General features: G+C 72.5%; 18 protein-coding genes and 1 pseudogene. 13 read left to right on the top strand and 6 right to left on the bottom strand.

Annotated features, from left to right (window positions below; all coding sequences use genetic code 11):
• Positions 1-315: 315 nt before the first annotated feature.
• The 4 genes and pseudogenes from PT931_RS29690 to PT931_RS29675 form a co-directional block, all read left to right on the top strand.
• Positions 316-495, top strand: a complete 180-nt coding sequence (locus PT931_RS29690) for a CsbD family protein (RefSeq protein ID WP_456249023.1) — start codon at positions 316-318, stop codon at positions 493-495.
• A 264-nt stretch (positions 496-759) separates the two neighbouring features.
• Positions 760-1137, top strand: a complete 378-nt coding sequence (locus tag PT931_RS29685) for a PRC-barrel domain-containing protein (RefSeq protein ID WP_456249022.1) — start codon at positions 760-762, stop codon at positions 1135-1137.
• A gap of 232 nt (positions 1138-1369) precedes the next feature.
• Positions 1370-1591: a DUF6458 family protein gene (locus PT931_RS29680; protein ID WP_456249021.1), complete on the top strand. Its 222-nt coding sequence runs from the start codon at positions 1370-1372 to the stop codon at positions 1589-1591.
• 70 nt (positions 1592-1661) lie between these two features.
• Positions 1662-1823 (top strand): annotated as a pseudogene (locus PT931_RS29675) (DUF2625 family protein); the annotation flags it as partial.
• A gap of 18 nt (positions 1824-1841) precedes the next feature.
• On the opposite strand, the gene PT931_RS29670 reads toward PT931_RS29675, so the two are convergent.
• A complete protein-coding gene (locus PT931_RS29670; protein WP_456249020.1) occupies positions 1842-3008 on the bottom strand; it encodes a hypothetical protein in 1167 nt (388 codons plus the stop codon).
• A 126-nt stretch (positions 3009-3134) separates the two neighbouring features.
• Between PT931_RS29670 and PT931_RS29665 the strand changes: the two genes are divergently transcribed.
• Both PT931_RS29665 and PT931_RS29660 read left to right on the top strand, forming a co-directional pair.
• Entirely contained in the window at positions 3135-4106 is a 972-nt protein-coding gene (locus PT931_RS29665) for a LuxR C-terminal-related transcriptional regulator (RefSeq protein WP_456249019.1), read from the top strand.
• A gap of 57 nt (positions 4107-4163) precedes the next feature.
• On the top strand, positions 4164-5009 hold the full coding sequence (locus PT931_RS29660; protein ID WP_456249018.1) for an alpha/beta fold hydrolase: 846 nt from the start codon (positions 4164-4166) through the stop codon (positions 5007-5009).
• 171 nt (positions 5010-5180) lie between these two features.
• Here the strand turns inward: PT931_RS29660 and PT931_RS29655 are convergent, their stop codons facing one another.
• The 3 genes from PT931_RS29655 to PT931_RS29645 form a co-directional block, all read right to left on the bottom strand.
• On the bottom strand, positions 5181-5927 hold the full coding sequence (locus tag PT931_RS29655) for an SDR family NAD(P)-dependent oxidoreductase (protein ID WP_456249017.1): 747 nt from the start codon (positions 5925-5927) through the stop codon (positions 5181-5183).
• A 316-nt stretch (positions 5928-6243) separates the two neighbouring features.
• A complete protein-coding gene (locus tag PT931_RS29650; RefSeq protein ID WP_456249016.1) occupies positions 6244-7215 on the bottom strand; it encodes an ROK family protein in 972 nt (323 codons plus the stop codon).
• A gap of 42 nt (positions 7216-7257) precedes the next feature.
• Positions 7258-8805: an ROK family protein gene (locus PT931_RS29645; protein WP_456249015.1), complete on the bottom strand. Its 1548-nt coding sequence runs from the start codon at positions 8803-8805 to the stop codon at positions 7258-7260.
• A 109-nt stretch (positions 8806-8914) separates the two neighbouring features.
• Between PT931_RS29645 and PT931_RS29640 the strand changes: the two genes are divergently transcribed.
• Positions 8915-9655, top strand: coding sequence for a hypothetical protein (locus PT931_RS29640; RefSeq protein ID WP_456249014.1), 741 nt, complete (start codon positions 8915-8917; stop codon positions 9653-9655).
• Here PT931_RS29640 and PT931_RS29635 read toward each other — a convergent pair.
• Together PT931_RS29635 and PT931_RS29630 are read right to left on the bottom strand one after the other, a co-directional pair.
• On the bottom strand, positions 9600-9905 hold the full coding sequence (locus PT931_RS29635; protein WP_456249013.1) for a hypothetical protein: 306 nt from the start codon (positions 9903-9905) through the stop codon (positions 9600-9602). The genes PT931_RS29640 and PT931_RS29635 overlap by 56 nt on opposite strands.
• Positions 9906-10049: 144 nt before the next feature.
• Entirely contained in the window at positions 10050-10748 is a 699-nt protein-coding gene (locus PT931_RS29630; RefSeq protein WP_456249012.1) for a flavodoxin family protein, read from the bottom strand.
• A 488-nt stretch (positions 10749-11236) separates the two neighbouring features.
• Between PT931_RS29630 and PT931_RS29625 the strand changes: the two genes are divergently transcribed.
• From PT931_RS29625 to PT931_RS29600, 6 genes are all read left to right on the top strand, one after another.
• The gene (locus PT931_RS29625) at positions 11237-11785 is read left to right on the top strand and encodes a TetR/AcrR family transcriptional regulator (protein WP_456249011.1); all 549 of its coding nucleotides are present in this window, start codon (positions 11237-11239) and stop codon (positions 11783-11785) included.
• A gap of 80 nt (positions 11786-11865) precedes the next feature.
• On the top strand, positions 11866-13326 hold the full coding sequence (locus tag PT931_RS29620) for an MFS transporter (RefSeq protein WP_456249010.1): 1461 nt from the start codon (positions 11866-11868) through the stop codon (positions 13324-13326).
• Positions 13323-14672 (top strand): carotenoid oxygenase family protein, encoded by a 1350-nt coding sequence (locus PT931_RS29615; protein ID WP_456249009.1) that lies wholly within the window; start codon positions 13323-13325, stop codon positions 14670-14672. Before PT931_RS29620 ends, PT931_RS29615 begins: the two co-directional genes overlap by 4 nt.
• Entirely contained in the window at positions 14672-15106 is a 435-nt protein-coding gene (locus PT931_RS29610; RefSeq protein ID WP_456249008.1) for an SRPBCC family protein, read from the top strand. The genes PT931_RS29615 and PT931_RS29610 overlap by 1 nt, the downstream gene beginning before the upstream one ends.
• A 249-nt stretch (positions 15107-15355) precedes the next feature.
• Positions 15356-16588, top strand: a complete 1233-nt coding sequence (locus PT931_RS29605) for an FAD-dependent oxidoreductase (RefSeq protein ID WP_456249007.1) — start codon at positions 15356-15358, stop codon at positions 16586-16588.
• 139 nt (positions 16589-16727) lie between these two features.
• Positions 16728-17642 (top strand): zinc metalloprotease, encoded by a 915-nt coding sequence (locus PT931_RS29600; protein WP_456249006.1) that lies wholly within the window; start codon positions 16728-16730, stop codon positions 17640-17642.
• The last annotated feature ends 125 nt before the right edge of the window (positions 17643-17767 follow it).

The following is a 17767-nucleotide window of genomic DNA, read 5'->3' as shown; positions in this document are numbered from 1 at the left end:
CGAAACGCGAAGATCCGCGCGACCCGCAGCGTGAGCAGCCCCGCCGCGAGGACCCGTCACGGCCGGCCCAGCCGGACCGCCAGCAGCCCGGACGCGACGACCCGGCCCGCAGGGAACCGGGGCGGCAGGAACCCGGCCGGCCGCAGCAGCCCGACAGGCCCGGCCAGCGACCAGGAACCGGTGAGCCCGGCACGCCCGGCCTCCGCGGAGGCTCCCCCCAGGGTGAATCCAACCTGTGACCTGCCCCGACCTCGTTTACGGCGATCCGTGAACGGGTAGCCAGCGCACCGCGGAGCACAGGAAGGAAGCACGGACATGAGCATGAAGGGCAAGAAGGACGAGATCATCGGCAAGGCCAAGGAAAAGATCGGCGACATGACCGACAACGAGAGCCTGCAGGCCAAGGGCATGGCCCAGGAGGCCAAGGGCAAGGTGGAGCAGGGCGCTGACAAGGTCCGCGACGCCGCCAGGGACATCAAGAAGAAGATGTCCTGACCGTCACCTGGAACGGCAGCGGCCGACCGGACCTTCGAGGCTTCCGGTCGGCCGCTGCCGTTCCAGCGGGCGATCGGACCGCCTCGCCAGCCCCCGACACGGACCACCCCCTCGTCGGTCATCTGTGTGCTCAGGGCCCGAGGCGCTCCCGAGCAGCCGGACTCAGCCGGGGAACCGCCCCGGGTGCCGGTTCCCCGGGGAGTTTGGGGCCGGGCTCGTCGGGTACGGACTTCTCATCCGATTGTTCAACCAAGAGGGGGAATCATGACGAGCATGGATCCGAACGCCAGCTTCGACGCCTGGAACTACGGCGCGCACAGCGGCTACACGGCGGGCACCACCGACCTGACCGGCTACCACGTCGAGGCCACCGACGGCAGCATCGGCAAGATCGACGAAGCGACCCACGAGGTCGACGGCAGCTACGTCGTGGTGGACACCGGGCCGTGGATCTTCGGCTCCAAGGTCCTCCTCCCGGCCGGCGTGATCCAGCGCGTCGACGCCGGCGAGGAGAAGGTCTACGTCGCCCAGACCAAGGACCAGATCAAGAACGCCCCCGGCTACGTCGCCGAGCAGCGCGACACCGACGCCTACCGCAACGACCTCGGCGGGTACTACAGCGGCGGCACGCCCCGCATCTGACCGCACGCACCGAGAGCCGACGCCGGCGCCCGCCGTCCCTGAGGGGGCGGCGGGCGCCGGCGTGTAACCGGACCCTCACGGATCACTGCGATGCGCCGCGCGCCGATCGTCCAGCCCTGCGAAGTATCTGCTGACAGGGAAGCGCACGACCAGTCGGGATGAGGTGGGGTCGGTCGCAGCCGTCGACCTGTCGGTTCGATTCAGGGTTCACGGATCTGGGTACATCTGGGGTATGGGTATTGGAGCTGGCATTTTTCTGATCGCGGTGGGGGCGATTCTCGCGTTCGCCGTGGACTGGCAGGTCGCCGGGATCGACATCCGACTCGTCGGCTGGATCCTGATGGCCGCCGGAGCGGCAGGGTTGATCTTCTTCTTCGCGTTCTGGAACCGACGCAGGGGCGCGGTGGTGACCGAGCGCCGCGAGTACGACGACCCGAACACTCCCCCGATGTAGCCACGAACGCCAATTCGGCGGGAGTGCGCCGTCGGCCGCGCAGTGAGACCCCGTCCGAGCACACGGCCAGTGGCTGTCGCGGATCGCCGCGGGTGGTACCACCGAGTTCTACGCGGACCTACGCTGGCCCGGCTGGGAGGAGGAGACCAGCCTGCTCGGCCTGGACCAGGGCCTGGCGGTGTACGGCCTCCCTCCACTGCGGGTGCGGTCCGCCGCGACCGTCGGGACGTGACAGCCGCGGCGGCCGAACTCACCTGTGCCCGTGCATCCGCGCCCAGTCGTGCTTGGTCATCTCCCGCAACCCCTCGTCGGTCCGCAGGCCCTGGCTCGATCCGCCTCCACCGACGGCGCCGCCGCCGAACACGATCGACGCCCAGTTGTCCTGCGCGGTGAGGGTCCTGACCCGGTTGTCGTCGTTGATGTCGGTCCGGGCCGTGTCGGCGGTGTCACCGTCGCAGTTCCAGTCGATGGGGCCGTTGGCCGCGCCGCTGGTCCGGGTCGTGCCGTTCGGGCAGATCCACTGGGTCCGCCAGCCGGACGCCTCGGGGGTGTTGAGGCCCAGGCTCTCGCGGAGGCTGGTCTCGTTCAGGGCCGGCGGGGCGAAGTCGGAATAGCCGAAGTAGGCGCTTCCGGACACCTTCGGCACACCCTCGAACTGGAAGGCGTAGTTCATGACGCTCAGGTAGTTCGGCTTGTAGTTCACGTGGTCGACGCCGCCGTGCATCAGCCCCAGGGTGTGCCCGAGCTCGTGGATGAACGTGCCGACGTTCATGTCCTCGGTCACGGTCCAGTCGCACCGCGGGCCCATCGTGACGATGAAGGTGTCGTTCGGGATCGCGAAGGCGTTGCCGCTGCTGCAACTGCCGTCGTAGTCGTCGGCCCAGAGCATGTAGTAGAAGACAGCGGCCCGTTTGGCGTCGAAGTTCGCGGTCTTGATGGTCTTGGTCTGCGACTCGGCCGGCTGCAGGTTGCTGTCGTAGGGCACCTGGTTGCCGCCGCCGAGGTTGTAGGCGGTGCCGCGCGCGGAACCCGCGTCGAGGTGCAGCTTGATGCCGGTGGTGCCGTCCGGGTTGCTCACCGGCGCGGCGGCGAAGACCGCCACGATCCGGTCCAACGCGGTGGCGGAGGCCAGCCGGCCGCTCATGAAGTCCATCTCGACGAAGATGTCCTTCTTGTTGGGTTTGGCGCCCATCGCCGGCAGGTTGACGTCGATGACGCCGTCGCCGTTGGCGTCGTAGCCGTTGGTCTCCCAACTGTCGGGCAGGGAGTCGCCGTCCGTGTCGACAGCGGCCACGGCGGCGGGCGGGGGTGCGGCGACCGCGCCCGGTGCGGACACGGCGTTCGTCAGGGTCGCAGCGATCACGATCGACGTGGCGCTGAGCGCGAGGAGGATTCTCCGGCGCGGTTTGTCTGCCATACTCGCGGTTCCTTCGCTTGAGGGGATCGCGGCAGCGTAGGGCCGCGAACGGGGGTCGCGGCAGGGGAGTTCCGGACATTGTCCGGAAGCGGCGGAGGAATGACTGTCGATGTCCGGAGGAGCCCGATGGCACACCTGCTGGAAGCACTCGGGGTCGGCGCCGTCGAGGACGCCGTCTACCGGGAGTTGCTGCGCCTCCGCCGGGGCGACGCGGCGGGCCTCGCGGCCGGCATGTCGTTGCCGTTCGACGCCGTGGCGGAGGCGCTCGACTCGCTGTCCGGTCACGGGCTCGTCCAACGGGCCTCGTACGACCGGCCGGACTTCGCTCCCGTCGACCCGGACATCGCCGTCACCCAGCTCATCCAGCAGCGCCGCCGGGAACTGCTCGACCTGCAACTGAAGGTCGAGGACCTGGCGGCCGACCTGCGCCCTGCGGCCTCGTCGACGGCGGACAGCCCGGTCGAGGTCGTGCGCGGGCGGGACGCGGTGCTCAGCGCGCTCGCGCTCGTGACGGGTACCGCCCGGTCCGAGGTCCTGCTGGTCGACTCGGCCCCCTACATCGACGCCCATCCCGCGCCCAACGACCTCGAACTGTCGGCGCTGGCGCGGGGGGTGGAGTTCCGGGCGGTCTACCACCCGTCGGCGCTCGTCGAGAGCGAGGCCAGAACGTTCATGCGGGACTGTGTCCGCGCCGGTGAGGAGGCCCGCCTGCACCGGCACGCGGGCCCGAAGATGACCATCGCCGACCGCCGGCTCGCCATCCTGCTCGCCTCCTCCAGCGACCCCGACCCCGAGGTCAGACTGCTGGTCCGGCCCTCACCGCTGCTCGACGCGCTGGTGGCGACGTTCGAGGACCTCTGGCGACGCGCCGCCCCGATCGGATCGGCCGGCCCCGGCGAGGAGCTGCCCGAGCGGGACCGGCACCTGTTGTCGCTGCTCGCCGCCGGCATGCGGGACCACGCGATCGCGCACACCCTCGGCGTCACGGAACGCACGGTCCGCCGCCGGGTCACCGAACTGATGGAGCGGCTCGACGCCGGTACCCGGTTCCGGGCCGGCATCCGCGCCGTCCAACGCGGGTGGATCCCGGCGGACTGAGCGGGAGCGTCGTACCCCGCGGATAGAGTCCTTGGCACGGCTGACGGAGAGGGGTCCGTGGTGGAGGTCAACGGTGTGGAACTGTGCGTGGAGTCCTTCGGGGCGCCGACCGACCCGGCGATCCTGCTGCTGCACGGGGCCGGCCACTCGCTGCTGGCCTGGGAGGACGACTTCGTCGACCGGCTGGTCGCGGGCGGCCGGTATGTCACCCGGTTCGACAGTCGCGACACCGGCCTGTCGACGACGTTCCCGGTCGGCGAGCCGGGCTACGGGCTCGGGGACCTGGTCACCGACGCAGCCGGCCTGATCACGGGGCTCGGCCTGACCGGCGGCGCGCACGTGCTCGGCATGTCGCAGGGCGCGGCGGTCAGCCAGCTGCTGGCGCTCGACCATCCCGACCTGGTCGCGTCGCTCACCCTCGCCTCGTCGACCCCCGGCGGGCCCGGGCACGAGAGCCCCGACCTGCCCGGGATCACCCAGGCGCTGCTGGACGTGTTCGCCGCCGGGTCCGGGCCCGGTCCGGACTGGACGGACCGGACCGCCGTGATCGAGTACCTGGTGGAGGCGGAGCGGCCCTTCATGGCCGAGTTCGACGAGGAAGCGGTGCGGGAGCAGGCCACCCGGGTCGCCGACCGCAGCGTGGACATCGCCGCGCAGCTGACCAACCCGTTCCTGATCGACGCGGGCGCGCCGTGGCGGGACCGGCTCGGGGCGATCACGGCGCCGACCCTGGTCCTGCACGGCACCGAGGATCCGCTGTTCCCCCTCGCGCACGGCCGGGCCCTGGCCGCGGAGATCCCGGGCGCGCGGCTCATCGAGCTGACGCGGACCGGTCACGAGGTGTTCCCCCGCGCGCAGTGGGACGTGGTCGTGCCGGCGATCCTCAAACACACCGCCCGATAGCCGGCCCGGTCTCCGGCACCTGACGGCCGGCGGCCCGACTGGCCGGGTAGAGCGGAACACCGGACGGGTACGGCGGTGCCGGTGGTCGGGCCTCTGCCCCGGCGCCACACCGCCCGCGCACGGGTACGGGGCGGACCCGGTGACGCGGCCCGCCCCGTACCCACCTCCGGCTCAGGGGAGCTTCTGCAGCCCTGCCCCGCTCAGCATGTACGCGGGAGCCACCGCCGCCGCGTCCGCCTGGACCAGTTCGATCAGCGCCGCGCCGGCGCCCTCCGGGGACACCAGCGGGCCCGCCGCCTGGAGGAACTCCTCCACCGACCGGCCGGCCCGGGCCGCGTACGCCCGCACCGCGGGTTCACCCACCCCGGTCGTCGGCGAGAACCTGGGCAGCACCGTCGTGAACGTGATGTCCAGGCCGGCACGGTTCGCCTCGTCCTGCGCGTACCCCGTGATGAAGCGCTGGGTCTGCTTGGCCCCGGCGTAGCCGCCGCTGAGCGGGGAACCGGCCAACGCCGCACCGCTGCTGACCACGATGACCCTGCTGCCGGGGCGCAGCGGCGTCAGCAGGACCTCGCGCAGCCAGTGGAACGTGATCCGCACGTCGGTCTCCCAGTTGACCGAGAACGTCTCCCACGTCTGCTCCTGCAACGGCCGCATGTGCGGGACGGCGCCGGCGACGATGACGACGACCTGCGGCTCGTACCGGTCGAGGAGGCTGGCCGGCACCGTGGCCCGACCGGCGTCGACGACCTCCGACTGGATGCTGCCGGCGCCGTTGGACGGCTCGGGAAACGTCACCGCCGTGCGGGACACGGCGACCACCGGGGCGCCGGCCTCGGCGAAGGCGGTGGCGATCCCACGGCCCACGCCGCGGCTCGCACCGACGACGATCGTGGTCCTGCCGGACAAGTCGCTCATGGTGTCCTCCCAGTCATGTTCGTTCCGCCATTTCCTGTCTTCCGGTCGCGGCGACCGCGAGCGGCCCCCGCGCTCTCAACGCGTCGACCGGCGCGGGGGTACGCCGCCCGCAACACGACTCCGGCTCCGGCCGGACGCGGGGCGCCTGGTACCGGAGCTCTCCCAGACTCCCAAACCCCGGCCCGCGGTTCTTCTTCCAGATTGACCACTTCGGCCGGATCGGCCAGGCCGGCGCCCGGGCCGGCGCCCGGGTCGGCACCACGGGAGAAGCCCCGCCCGTGGTCAGGGCCAACCCGCTCGGTCTCCGGACCCAGCGCTACGCGGTCAGGTCGAGGGCGAGCAGGCCCGCGCCCACCCAGCCGGCTTCGACGCCCAGCGTGGCCGGCGCGATGACGGGCTCGGTCCGGTGGCCGCGGGCGAACAGGAAGCGTTCCATGCTCTCCCTGGCCGGGGCGAACAGCAGCTCCCCGGCGGCGGCGACTCCCCCTCCGATGACGATCAGCTCCAGGTCGAAGAGGGTGACCAGGGACGCGAGGCCGATCCCGAGCCAGTCGCCGAGCCGCGCGTACAACGCGAGCGCCGTGGGGTCGCCCGCCCGCGCGGCGGCGAAGATCGCGTCGCCGGTCACGGCCGGCCCGGTGACGAGCGGGCCGCCCGGGCGCGCCAGCTCGGCCTCCATGCCGTAGCGCCGCAGCGCCGAGCCCGACGCCAGCGCCTCCAGGCAGCCGATGTTCCCGCACGGGCAGCGCACCCCGCCGTGCGGGTCGACGATCAGGTGCCCGACCTCGGTGCCGATCCCGGTCCGGCCCCGGAACAGCTCCCCGTCGAGGACCACGCCGCCGCCCACCCCGGTGCCCACGGTGAGGAACAGCATGTAGTCGGCCGACCTGCCGAGTCGGGCCTCGGCCCAGGCGGCGGTGTTCGCGTCGTTGTCGACGGTCGCGGGGAGCCCGCTGGCCTCCTCCAGGATCCGCCGCAGCGGCACCTTCTCGTACGCGTTGTTCGGGGCCCAGCGGATGTGCCCGTCGGGCCACTCGATGAGGCCGGCCGCCCCCACCCCGATCGCCTCGACCTCCGGATGGCGGTCCCGCAGCTCCGCGACCGTGCGGTGCAGCACGTCCAGCGTGCCCTCTTGGTCGCCGGGTGTCGGGACCGGTGGGAGCGTCTCCACCAGGGTGCCGGCCGCGGTGACGATCCCGCCCGCGATCTTCGTACCGCCGATGTCCAGGCCGATCGCGACCCTGTCCGGCCGGTTCCCTGCGGCGAGCTGCGCGCTCGAACGGTTCATCGAACCTCTCCCTACCTCTGGTGGTGCCGGGCGGTAGGACTGCTACCGGCGCGCGGACTGGCCGGTCCGGTCGGCCGTCGACTGCTGGAGGACCTGGTGGATGAGGCACGCGGCGGCGGCCCGCGCGCCCTGTTCGTCCGCGGTGGTGCGGACCCAGAACTGGCACTCGTCCGCCCCGTCGGAGAAGGCGTGGGTACGGATCGTCTCGACCATCGCCCCGGTGTACCGGGCGGCCAACCCCGTCCCGAAGTCCGCCGAGTCGATGTGGAACTTCCGGGCCCGGCCGATCAGCTCCGGCGGCGCGTAGATGACCACGGTCGTCGGGTTGAGCAGGTTGAGCACGGTGGCGATGCCCCGGCCGAGTCCCGCGCCGGCCCGGGCGAAGACCTGTTGGACGAGTTCCTCGTCGCCCCGGCGGAGCGCGGCCTGGAAGTCCCCGTCGAAGTCCCGCTCCCGCAGCGCGAGTTCGATCGCCCGCGGGGTGGCCACGCCCTCCAGGCAGCCCGGGTTCGTGCACCGGCAGCGGACGACGTCGGCCTCCTCGAACTCGACGGAGGTGTGCCCGAGCTCGCCGGCCATGCCCCGGCCGCCCCGGTACACCTGGCCGTTGAGGACCAGGCCGCACCCCAGCCCGAGGTGGGTCACGAGCACGACGGCGAAGTTGTCGTCGTCGATCCCGTGGAAGCTCGTCTCGTACAGCGCGAGGGAGTTGGCGTCGTTCTCCAGCGCGACCGGCAGGCGCAGGCTCTGGGCCAGCAGCTCGGCGAGCGGGAAGTGGTCCCAGGTCGCGTTGGCCGACCGGATCACCCGGCCCTGGTGCACGTGGCCGCCGATCTCCACCCCGACGCCGGACAGGTCCTCGTCCTCCCCGATGTGGGAGCGCAGCGAGTCGACCAGGGTGAGGATCTGCGCGAAGACGTGCGTCTCGTCGAGGCTGTCCAGGGGAAGTTCGAGCGGTCCGGCCACGATGTTGGCCAGCATGTCCGTGACCACGCCGACCAGCCGTTTGCGGGCGTCGGGCGCGTCGCCGATCACCCGGATGCCGATCGCGCGCTGGCGGAGGAACTGGCGGCCGGTGTGCCCACGGGGAACGGGGCGCGGCGCGAGGACCGGCCGTTCCGGCGCCACCGTCCCGGCGGCCGGTCCGGCGCCGAGGAAGCGGGCGACGCTCGACTCGACGAGGCTGTCCACCCAGCGGTCGCTCAGGGGCAGGAAGAGCGCGACGGCGACCCGGTCGCGGGTGACGACCAGGCGTTCCCCGGTACGGGCGGCCTCGACCAGGCGTTCGCCCCGCAGGTCGCGGATGCTCACCCGGGAGAACGGGGCCGGTCCGGTCCGGTCGCCGGGCGGTTCGTCGAGGAGGTCCGTCAGGTCGGTGGCCGGCTGCCCCGTGGCGAGCCCGACCTCCTCGGCGTGGACCCGGGCGGCGGTGCCCTCCGCGTCGAAGTCCGTCAGGCGTTGCAGGATCTCCGTGCTGAGCGGGACGAGGACCCCGGCGAGGGCGCCCTTGTTCGTGACGCCGAGGAACTCCCCCGGACCGATGTCGCCGATCACCTCGCCGGACAGGTCACGAACGCTGACTCTGCGCATGCGGCGCTCCTCTCGTGGACGGAAGCCGCCTTCCGGTCCGCAGTACCACCGTAGACCGTTGTCAACCGTTGTCAACGGTGTGTACGATCGCGGACAGGGGTGGTGCCACGTGCCGAACAACGATCCGGGCGGCCCCGAGGGCGTCGGCGGCTACGAACCCCAGCTCCAGTCGTTGCGCTCCGCCGTCAAGTGGCTGATCACCGCGTCGGCGGGCGTCGGCGCCGTGATGGTGGCGGGGCTCGGGCTCACCGACCTCGGCCAGTTGCCCGCCACGTCCTGGCGGTTGTACGTGGCCCTGGGCGCCGCGGTCGTCACGCTCGCCACGATCGCCCACCTGATCACGTCGGCGTCCGCCGTGCTGACCCACGAGTGGCTGACCCTGGCGAGCTTCACCGAGAAGACGTTCGGCCTGCCGGACCCCCGCCAGCGCGAACCCCGCGACCAGCTCGGCGTGATCGAGGAGAAGCTGGCGTTCTCCCGGCACGAGCTGTACGGGCACGTGGCCCGCTCCGTGCCCGACCTGCACGGGCGGCTGGCGGACGTGCACCGGGAACTCGCCCGGCCGGACCTCACCGCCGAGGCGCGGTCGGCCGCGACGGACCTGTCCGTCGAGCTGCGCCGGACGGCCCGCGCGGTGGTCCAGTGCGCCAACTACCACTACACGCTGTACCTGTTCCAGGGCCTCAGGACCCGACTGGCCTGGGCTGCGGCCGTCGTCATCGCGGGCATCATCGTCTTCGCCTACGCGGCGAGCCCGCCCGCCTCCCACGATCCGGTCGAGGTGCGGTTGGTCGCTAGCCGCCCAGCGCCCGCAGCAGCTGCTCCCCCGGCTCCGTCATGTCCACGATGAGGAAGCCGACATCCGCCCCGACCTCGTCGAGCTCGCGCCTGTCCTGCTTCTTGGACAACCGGCGACACGTGAACGTGTAGCCCTGCACCGAGTAGACGCCGAGACCGGGCTGACCCGGGACCGTCACGGCCGGCACCGGCGCGGAGTCGAGCTGGCGCAGCAGATCCTGGATGATGTCCCTTCTCAGGTCCACCTCGACGCACAGCAGCTTTTCCTTGACCCCGAGGGAAGCGCGCACATACTCAGGCACAGCCGTACCTCACTAGTCGCCAGTCTTCGTTCGCGTAACCGCAGGATGACAGAGGCGTGACTCCACACTAGATCGGTCGGGGACGTCCGACGGAGGTGTGACAGGAGCCCGACAGTGCACCGGTACGCGGTCGGCGGGCGGAGGCTAGCGGTATTCGGGGTTCGGGAAGTCGAAGCGGGCCCCGGCGTCCCAGGCCGAGCGCTGGTTGCCGTGCGCGGGAAAGCCCCCGGCGTCCTTGAGCATCCGGGCCAGGTGCAGCAGGTTCCACGTCATGAACGTGGTGTTGCGGTTGGTGAAGTCGTTCTCCGGACCACCGGAACCCGGATCCAGGTACGACGGGCCGGGGCCCGCCTCGCCGATCCAGCCGGCGTCGGCCTGCGGCGGGATCGCGTAGCCCAGGTGCTGGAGGCTGTAGAGCACGTTCATCGCGCAGTGCTTGACCCCGTCCTCGTTGCCGGTGATCAGGCAGCCGCCGACCCGGCCGTAGTACGCGTACTGGCCGGCGTCGTTGAGGAGGCTGGAGCACGCGTAGAGCCGTTCGATCACCCGCTTGGTGACGGAACTGTTGTCGCCCAGCCAGATCGGGCCGGCGATCACGAGGATGTCGGCGGCCATCACCCGCTCGTACAGCGCGGGCCACTCGTCGGTGGCCCAACCGTGTTCGGTCATGTCCGGCCACACGCCCGTGGCGATGTCGTGGTCGACGGCCCGGATCTCCGACACCGCCACCCCCTGCTTCGCCATGATCGCCCGGCTGATCCCGATCAGGCCGCCGGTGTGGCTCAGCTCCGGGGAGCGCTTCAAGGTGCAGTTGACGAACAGGGCGGTCAGGTCGTCGAACATACGCACCATCCCCACGACAGCGTCCGGCGGCCGGGCCGTCACCCGGCCGCCTTCGAGCCTAGGACACCGGCCGCCGGCCGGGCCCCGGATGTCACAGTTCGGTGGGCACCTGCCGGGGAGCGGACGGCATGGTCGAGCTGGGTGCCTCCGCCGCCGCGGCGGGTGCCTGTGGCGCGGTCGGTGCGTGTGGCGCGGCGGGTGTCTCTGGTGCGGCGCCGTGCGGGCCGAGTCCCGCTTCGGGTATCGGGCGTCGGGCGCGCGACCGGCCGAGTGCGCTCAGGTGCCACGGTGTGGTCGCCAGCGCGAGCAGCCCGACGATGTAGAAGACGATCGCCGCGACCCACGGGGTGGCGTCGGTCGGTCGCATGGGCCAGGCGCACCAGCGGGGTCGGCTGCCGTCGTCGAAGCCGAACCTTCAGGTTGAGCCCGGAGATCACCAAATTCGCTGCGGACTTGACAGGGGCATGTGTGAGTGGTTAATTACTCCCATGAGGAAGTTGTCCACCGCCGACGAGCGCCGCGCCGAGGTCCTGGCCGCCGCCGTGCAGGCGTTCGCCGCCCGGGGCTACTACGGCACCACCACCGCCGAGGTGGCCAAGGTCGCCGGCATCTCCCAGGCGTACGTCTACCGGCTGTTCCCCGACAAGGAGTCGCTGTTCGTCGCGGTGGTCGACCACTGCTCACGGCTGATCCGCGAGCGCCTCGCGGAGGGGGCGGCGGGGGCGACCGGCAGCACGCCCGGGGCCGTGCTCGGCGCGATGGGTAACGCGTACGCGCAGCTCATCGTGGACCGGGATGTGCTCATGGTGCTGATGCACGCCACGTGCGCCGCCTCGGAGCCGCCGATCCGGGTGGCCGTGCGGGACATGTACGCGCGGCTGGTCGAGTACGCCCGGGCGGCGTCCGGCGGCTCGGAGACCGAGGTGCAGGGCTTCTTCGCCACCGGTTTCCTGTGCAACATGACGATGGCGATGGGCGCCGAGGAGGTCGACGCGCCGTGGGCGCGCACCCTGCTCGCCGGCATCCGGCACTACTGAGTCTTCGAGGAGGTCGCTCCGGGCGGCCTTTTCTTTCGCCCATGGTGTGAGTAATCAACCACTCACAAGAAAGGTCCGTGATGAGTACTCGCCGGGGTCCCGCTCTCGCGGCACTCGCGACCGCACAGTTCCTGGTCGTGCTGTCCGTGTCCAGCGTCAACGTGGCGCTGCCCGATCTCCGCGCCGGGCTCGGCCTGGACGCCACCGCGCTGTCCTGGGTGGTCACCGCCTACGTCCTGGGCTTCGGGGCGCCGCTGCTGGCCGCCGGACGGCTGGCCGACCTGTACGGCCGCCGCAGGCTGTTCGCCCTGGGCCTGGCCGGGTTCGCGGTCGCCTCGCTGGCCGCCGGACTGGCCGAGGGGCCGACGCAACTGCTCGCGGCCCGGGCCGCCCAGGGCCTGGGGGCCGCCCTGCTCGCGCCGGCCGCGCTGGCCCTGGCCCTCGGGCTGTTCCCGCCCGGCGGGGGCGGACGGGCGCTCGGCGTGTGGGGGGCCGCCTCCGGGGCGGGCGGCGCAGCCGGGGTGCTGCTCGGCGGGCTGCTCACCGGGCCGTTCGGCTGGCAGTCGATCTTTCTGGTCACGGCGGGGCTCGCGGTGCCGCCGCTGGTCGCGGCCCTCCTGCTGCTGCCCGCCGACCGGCCCACCACCGCCCGGCGCGCCCTCGCACTGCCCGCCGACCGGCCCGGAACCCGCCAGCCCACCGGCGACCCGCGCACACCGGCCCGGCCCGGAACCGACCGTGCCGGCGACCGGCGGGCCCTCGACTGGCCCGGCGCGTTCGCCGTCACCGCCGGCCTGGTCGCCGTCACCTACGCCCTGTCGGCGGGCGGCACCCGGGGCTGGGGCTCCCCCGCGGTCCTCGGATCAGCGGTTCTCGGTCTGGCCGCGTTGGCCTGGTTCGTCCGGCGGCAACGGCGCGGCCCGGCCCCGCTCGTGCCGCCCCGGCTGCTGGCCACCGGCGCGACCACTCGTGCGAACGTGGCGATGACGCTGCTCGGCGCCGTGTGGGTGGGCCTGTTCTACTTCCTGCCGCTGTACCAGCAGCAGGTGCTCGGCCAGACCCCGCTGACCGCCGCCCTCGGCCAGCTCCCGCTCGCCGCCATGATCGTCGTCGGCTCCACCGTGGCCCCCCGGCTGCCCGCCCGGGCCGCCGTCACCGGTGCCCTCGCGGCGATCGCGCTCGGCCTGGCCTGGCTGTCCCGGGCACCCGTGGCCGGTACGTTCGCCGCCGATCTGCTCGGGCCGACCCTGCTGCTCGGCGCGGGGATCGGGGTCGCGTTCACCGGCCTCACCGGGCTGGCCACCCGCGACGCGGCCCCGGCGGACGCCGCGACGGCCGGCGGGCTGGTCAACACCACCCGGCAGGTCGGCGGCGCGCTCGGCCTGGCGCTGATGACCACGATCGCCCAGGCCGGCACCTCCGGGCTGCCCGAGGGCCCATCGACTCTCGCGGCCGGTCACGCCGCCGCGTTCCTGACCGGGGCGGTCCTCGCCGCGGTCGCCAGCCTCACCGTCGCCATCACCACGAGGAGAACCCGATGACCACCAAGCCGTACCTGACCGGGCACTACGAGCCGGTCGTCGACGAGATCACCGCCCAGGGCCTGACCGTGCGCGGCACCCTCCCGCCGGAGCTGTCCGGCCGCTACTTCCGCAACGGGCACAACCCGCTGCCCGGCGTCGTCCCGCCGCACTGGTTCAAGGGTTCGGGCATGGTGCACGGCCTGCGGCTGCGCGACGGGCGCGCCGAGTGGTACCGCAACCGCTGGGTGCGCACCCCGGCCCTGGACGGCGTGCCGTACATCGGTGCCGACGGGGTGCCGAACCTCGCGTCCAGCGGGGCAGCCACCAACGTCATCGGGCACGGCGGCCGGATCCTGGCGCTCCAGGAGGCCAACCTGCCCTTCGAGCTCACCCCCGAGCTGGACACCGTCGGGGCCTACGACTTCGGGGGCCGGCTGCGGACCGCGATGACGGCGCACCCCAAGGAGGACCCGGTCACCGGGGAACTGCACTTCTTCGGGTACGGCCCGTTCCCGCCGCACCTGACGTACCACGTGGCCGACGCGGCCGGGAACCTGATCCGCACCGAGGTGGTCGACGGCGCGGGGCCCTCGCTCATGCACGACTTCGGCCTCACCGCGAACCACGTGATCTGGCTGGACCTGCCGGTGGTGTTCGACCACGCCGAGCAGTCCGGCATCCCCTACCGGTGGAGCGACTCGTACACCCCCCGGATCGGGATCATGCCGCGCACCGGCCCGGCGAGGGTCCAGTGGTTCGAGGTGGGGCCCGGGGCGCTGCTGCACGTCGCCAACGCCTACGAGGACGCCGCCGGCCGGATCGTCCTGGACGGGCCGCGCTACGACCGCTCGGCGTGGGAGACGTCCTGGAAGTGGTGGGTCGGCGCGCCCGGCCACGGCGTGGAGCCCGGGGTCGGCTCCGTCGGGCACCGGTGGACGTTCGACCTGACGGCCGGCACGGTCCGCGAGGAGGCCACCGACGACCTGGTCACCGAGTTCCCCGCGATCAACGAGGGCCTGCTCGGCCACGCGCACCGGTACGGCTACGCGGTCGCCTTCCCGGGGGCCGGCCTCACGGAGTACCACATCGCGAAGTTCGATCTGGAGACCGGCGCCCGGCACCTGCTGCCGATCGGGCGGGACCGGATGCCCGGCGAGGCCGTGTTCGTGCCCGCCGCCGGTGCCACGGCGGAGGACGACGGGTACCTGCTCACCCTCGTCAGCGACCTCGCCCGCGACACCTCCGAACTGCTGGTGCTCGACGCCGGCGACCTGTCCGCCGCGCCGGTCGCGGTGGTGGAACTGCCCCGTCGGGTGCCGGCCGGCATCCACGGTTCCTGGATCGCCGACGAGGTGAAGAACTGATGACCGACATCGACCGCACCGCGCCCGTACTCGTCCGACACGAGGTCCTGATCGCGGCGGACCCGGCGGCCGTGTGGCGGCTGCACACCGACATCGCGGCCTGGCCGGCCTGGAACACCGACATCACCACCGCCCGGCTGGCCGGGCCCCTGGCCGAGGGCGCGACCTTCCACTGGCACACCCACGGCCTGGACATCGCCTCCACCGTGCTGGAGCTGGTCCCCGGCGCGCGGATCGTGTGGGGCGGGCCCGCGCACGGCATCGACGGGGTGCACGTGTGGACCTTCGCGCCGGCCGACGGCGGGACGCTGGTGACCACCGAGGAGTCCTGGGCCGGGCCGCCGGTCGACGCCGACCCCGTGGGGCTGCGCGCGGCCCTCGACGCCTCGCTGACGGCCTGGCTGGGGAACCTCAGGGTTGCGGCCGAGCGCTGACCGGGTCCGTGCCGAGGGCCGGCCCGTGCCGCCGGGCCGGCTCGGAGCACCGTGGTGATCAGTACCACTGAGGACGTTCCTGAGCGAAATTTGAGGAAATACTCCGGTGCTCTTAATACGAGGCAATTGATACTCGGCCCCCTGACCTGTCCGCCGCACCGGCGGCCGGACAGCCGTCGCGGCGACCACTCCGCGCGGACACCGACACGGGCGGCAACGGCGCCGCCCCGACTCAGGGACGGTTCCGGTTTGCACACGAGGCGGACGGCGGTCGTCGGCGGCGGGATCGGCGGCCTGGGGGTGGCCCTCGGACTGCTGGACAAGGGGCTGGTGGCCGGCCCCGAACTGACGGTCCTCGACGCGGAGCCGGGCAGCGGGCGGATCCAGACCCACACCAGCCCGCAGGGTGCGGTCTGCGACCTGGGCGCGGCGCGGTACACCCCGCTGCTCCATCCGTTGCTGCACGAGCTGCTGGGCCGGTTCGACGTTCGCACCAAGCCGTACGTCTACCGGGTCCGGCACCCCGGCGACGAGGTCGCGCGGTTCGCGGCGGCGGACCTGTCCGCGCTCGCCGGGCACGGGGGCAGCTTCCTGGAGGCGCTGTCCGAGGTGCTCGGGGCCCCGGCGGCCGACCGGTTCTGCGCGCTGACCGGGTACGGGCTGCTCCGCGACCACCGGTTCTCCGCGCCGTGGGGCCTGGAGATCGTCACGACCCATCCCGAGGTGTTCCGCGGCGAGGAGTACCGGAGGTCGTGGCGGACGCCGGTGGCGGGGCTCGGGGCGCTGGTGCGCGGGATCCGGGAGTACCTGCGCCTCGCCGGGGTGCGGTTCCTGCAGCCGGCGCGGCTCGTCGGGGTGCGGGACAGCACCCGGGGGCTGGACCTCGACATCCTGGCGGGGAACGGCTCCCGGCAGGTGCTGGCGGTGGAGCAGCTCGTCCTGGCGGTGCCGCCCGGCGCGGTCCCTGCGATCCGGCTGCCCGTGGACCCGGCCGGATTCGACTGGTACCCGCACCTGGTGGACGTGCCCATGTTCAAGGGGTACCTGGTGTTCCACGACGCGTGGTGGCACCGGTACGACCTCGACCAGGTCTGTGTCGTCGCCGACAACGAGCTGCAGAAGATCTTCTTCGACTCGGCGGGCCGGACCGTCTCGTTCTACTGCGACAGCGCGAACGCCGACCTGCTCAACCGGCTCCGGGCCGCCGACACCCGCACCTTCCACCGGGAGGTGGCCGCGCGGATCGAGCAGGCGGTGGGGCGCAGACTCCCGCAGTTGGTCGGCCTGACGGACCTGGTGTGCCGCTACTGGCCGGCGGGCGTCACGTACCTGGGGCGGGGCGCGCCCGCGGTCGGGCCCGGGTGCGTGCGGGTCGCGGAGCGGATCCTGCTCAGCACGTGCGCGTTCAGCAGGAACCCCGGGTGGGTCGAGGGCGCGCTGGACAATGCCGGGGACGTGGTCTCGCGGCTCGCGGAGGACTAGAGGATTTCCGTCGGATGGCGGGAATCCCCTGACATTCTATTGAGGATTCCATAAGGTGCCGTAAAGGCTGCGTTCCCTAGCGTGGGTACCTCGACCGTGGTCATCCCTCCAGCCACGGACACACGCACCAGGAGTCACCATGCGTCTTCCCCTCAGGGCGGCCCGACTGGCCGCCGTCACCAGTACCCTCGTGCTCGCTCTCGCCGGTGTCGGCGGCAGTGTCGCGACGGCCGGCACCGCGGCGGCGACCGGCGCCTGCGAGCCGGCCTCCACGCTGCGGCAGCTGCCCGGCTCGCAGGGCACGGAGCGCGGCCAGCTCACCCCCGCGCAGGTCCGCGACCACGAGGCCCGGACCGCGACGCTGCTGCGCGGCAGGACCTCGACGGGTACGGCCGGCCTGGCCGCGACCGTGACCGTGCCGACCGTCGTGCACGTGATCATGAAGGACCAGACCCGCGCCGGGGGCAATATCCCCCAGTCGCTGGTCACCTCGCAGATCAGCACCCTGAACGCCGCGTTCGCCTCGCACGGCTTCCAGTTCAGCCTGACGAAGACGACCCGCACCGTGAACAGCAGGTGGTACGACATGGACAAGTCCAGTGCCGAGTCCGGCGCCAAGCGGGCCCTGCACGAGGGCGGGATGGGCACCCTCAACCTGTACGTCACCGGGCTGAGCCGCAACCTGGGCTACGCCTGGCTGCCCGGCGAGGCCCCGAGCCTGGCCATGGACGGCGTCGTCATCCTCAACGAGAGCCTGCCCGGCGGCACGAAGACCAACTTCAACGAGGGTGACACCGCCACCCACGAGGTCGGGCACTGGATGGGGCTGTACCACACCTTCGACAACGGGTGCTCGCCCGGCGACTACGTCAGCGACACCCCGGCCGAGGCCAGCTCCGCCAGCGGTTGCCCGGCGGGCCGCGACACCTGCACCGCCGCCGGCCAGGACCCGATCCACAACTTCATGGACTACTCGCACGACCCGTGCATGTACGAGTTCACCCCCGGCCAGGGTTCCCGGATGCGCGCCCAGTGGGCGGCGTACCGCGCCTAGGACAGGTCTTCGCCTCCCCGGCGCGGGATCGCCGGGGCGGCGGGCCGGGCGGTGTCCCGGCGCCGGTGCGTCCCCGCGCTGACGAACGCGGGGGCGCCCCGGCGCGGGGCGGGCTCCGGCGCCGG

It is taken from the genome of Longispora urticae (genome assembly GCF_053902585.1).
This window is presented reverse-complemented; position numbering and strand designations above follow the sequence as displayed.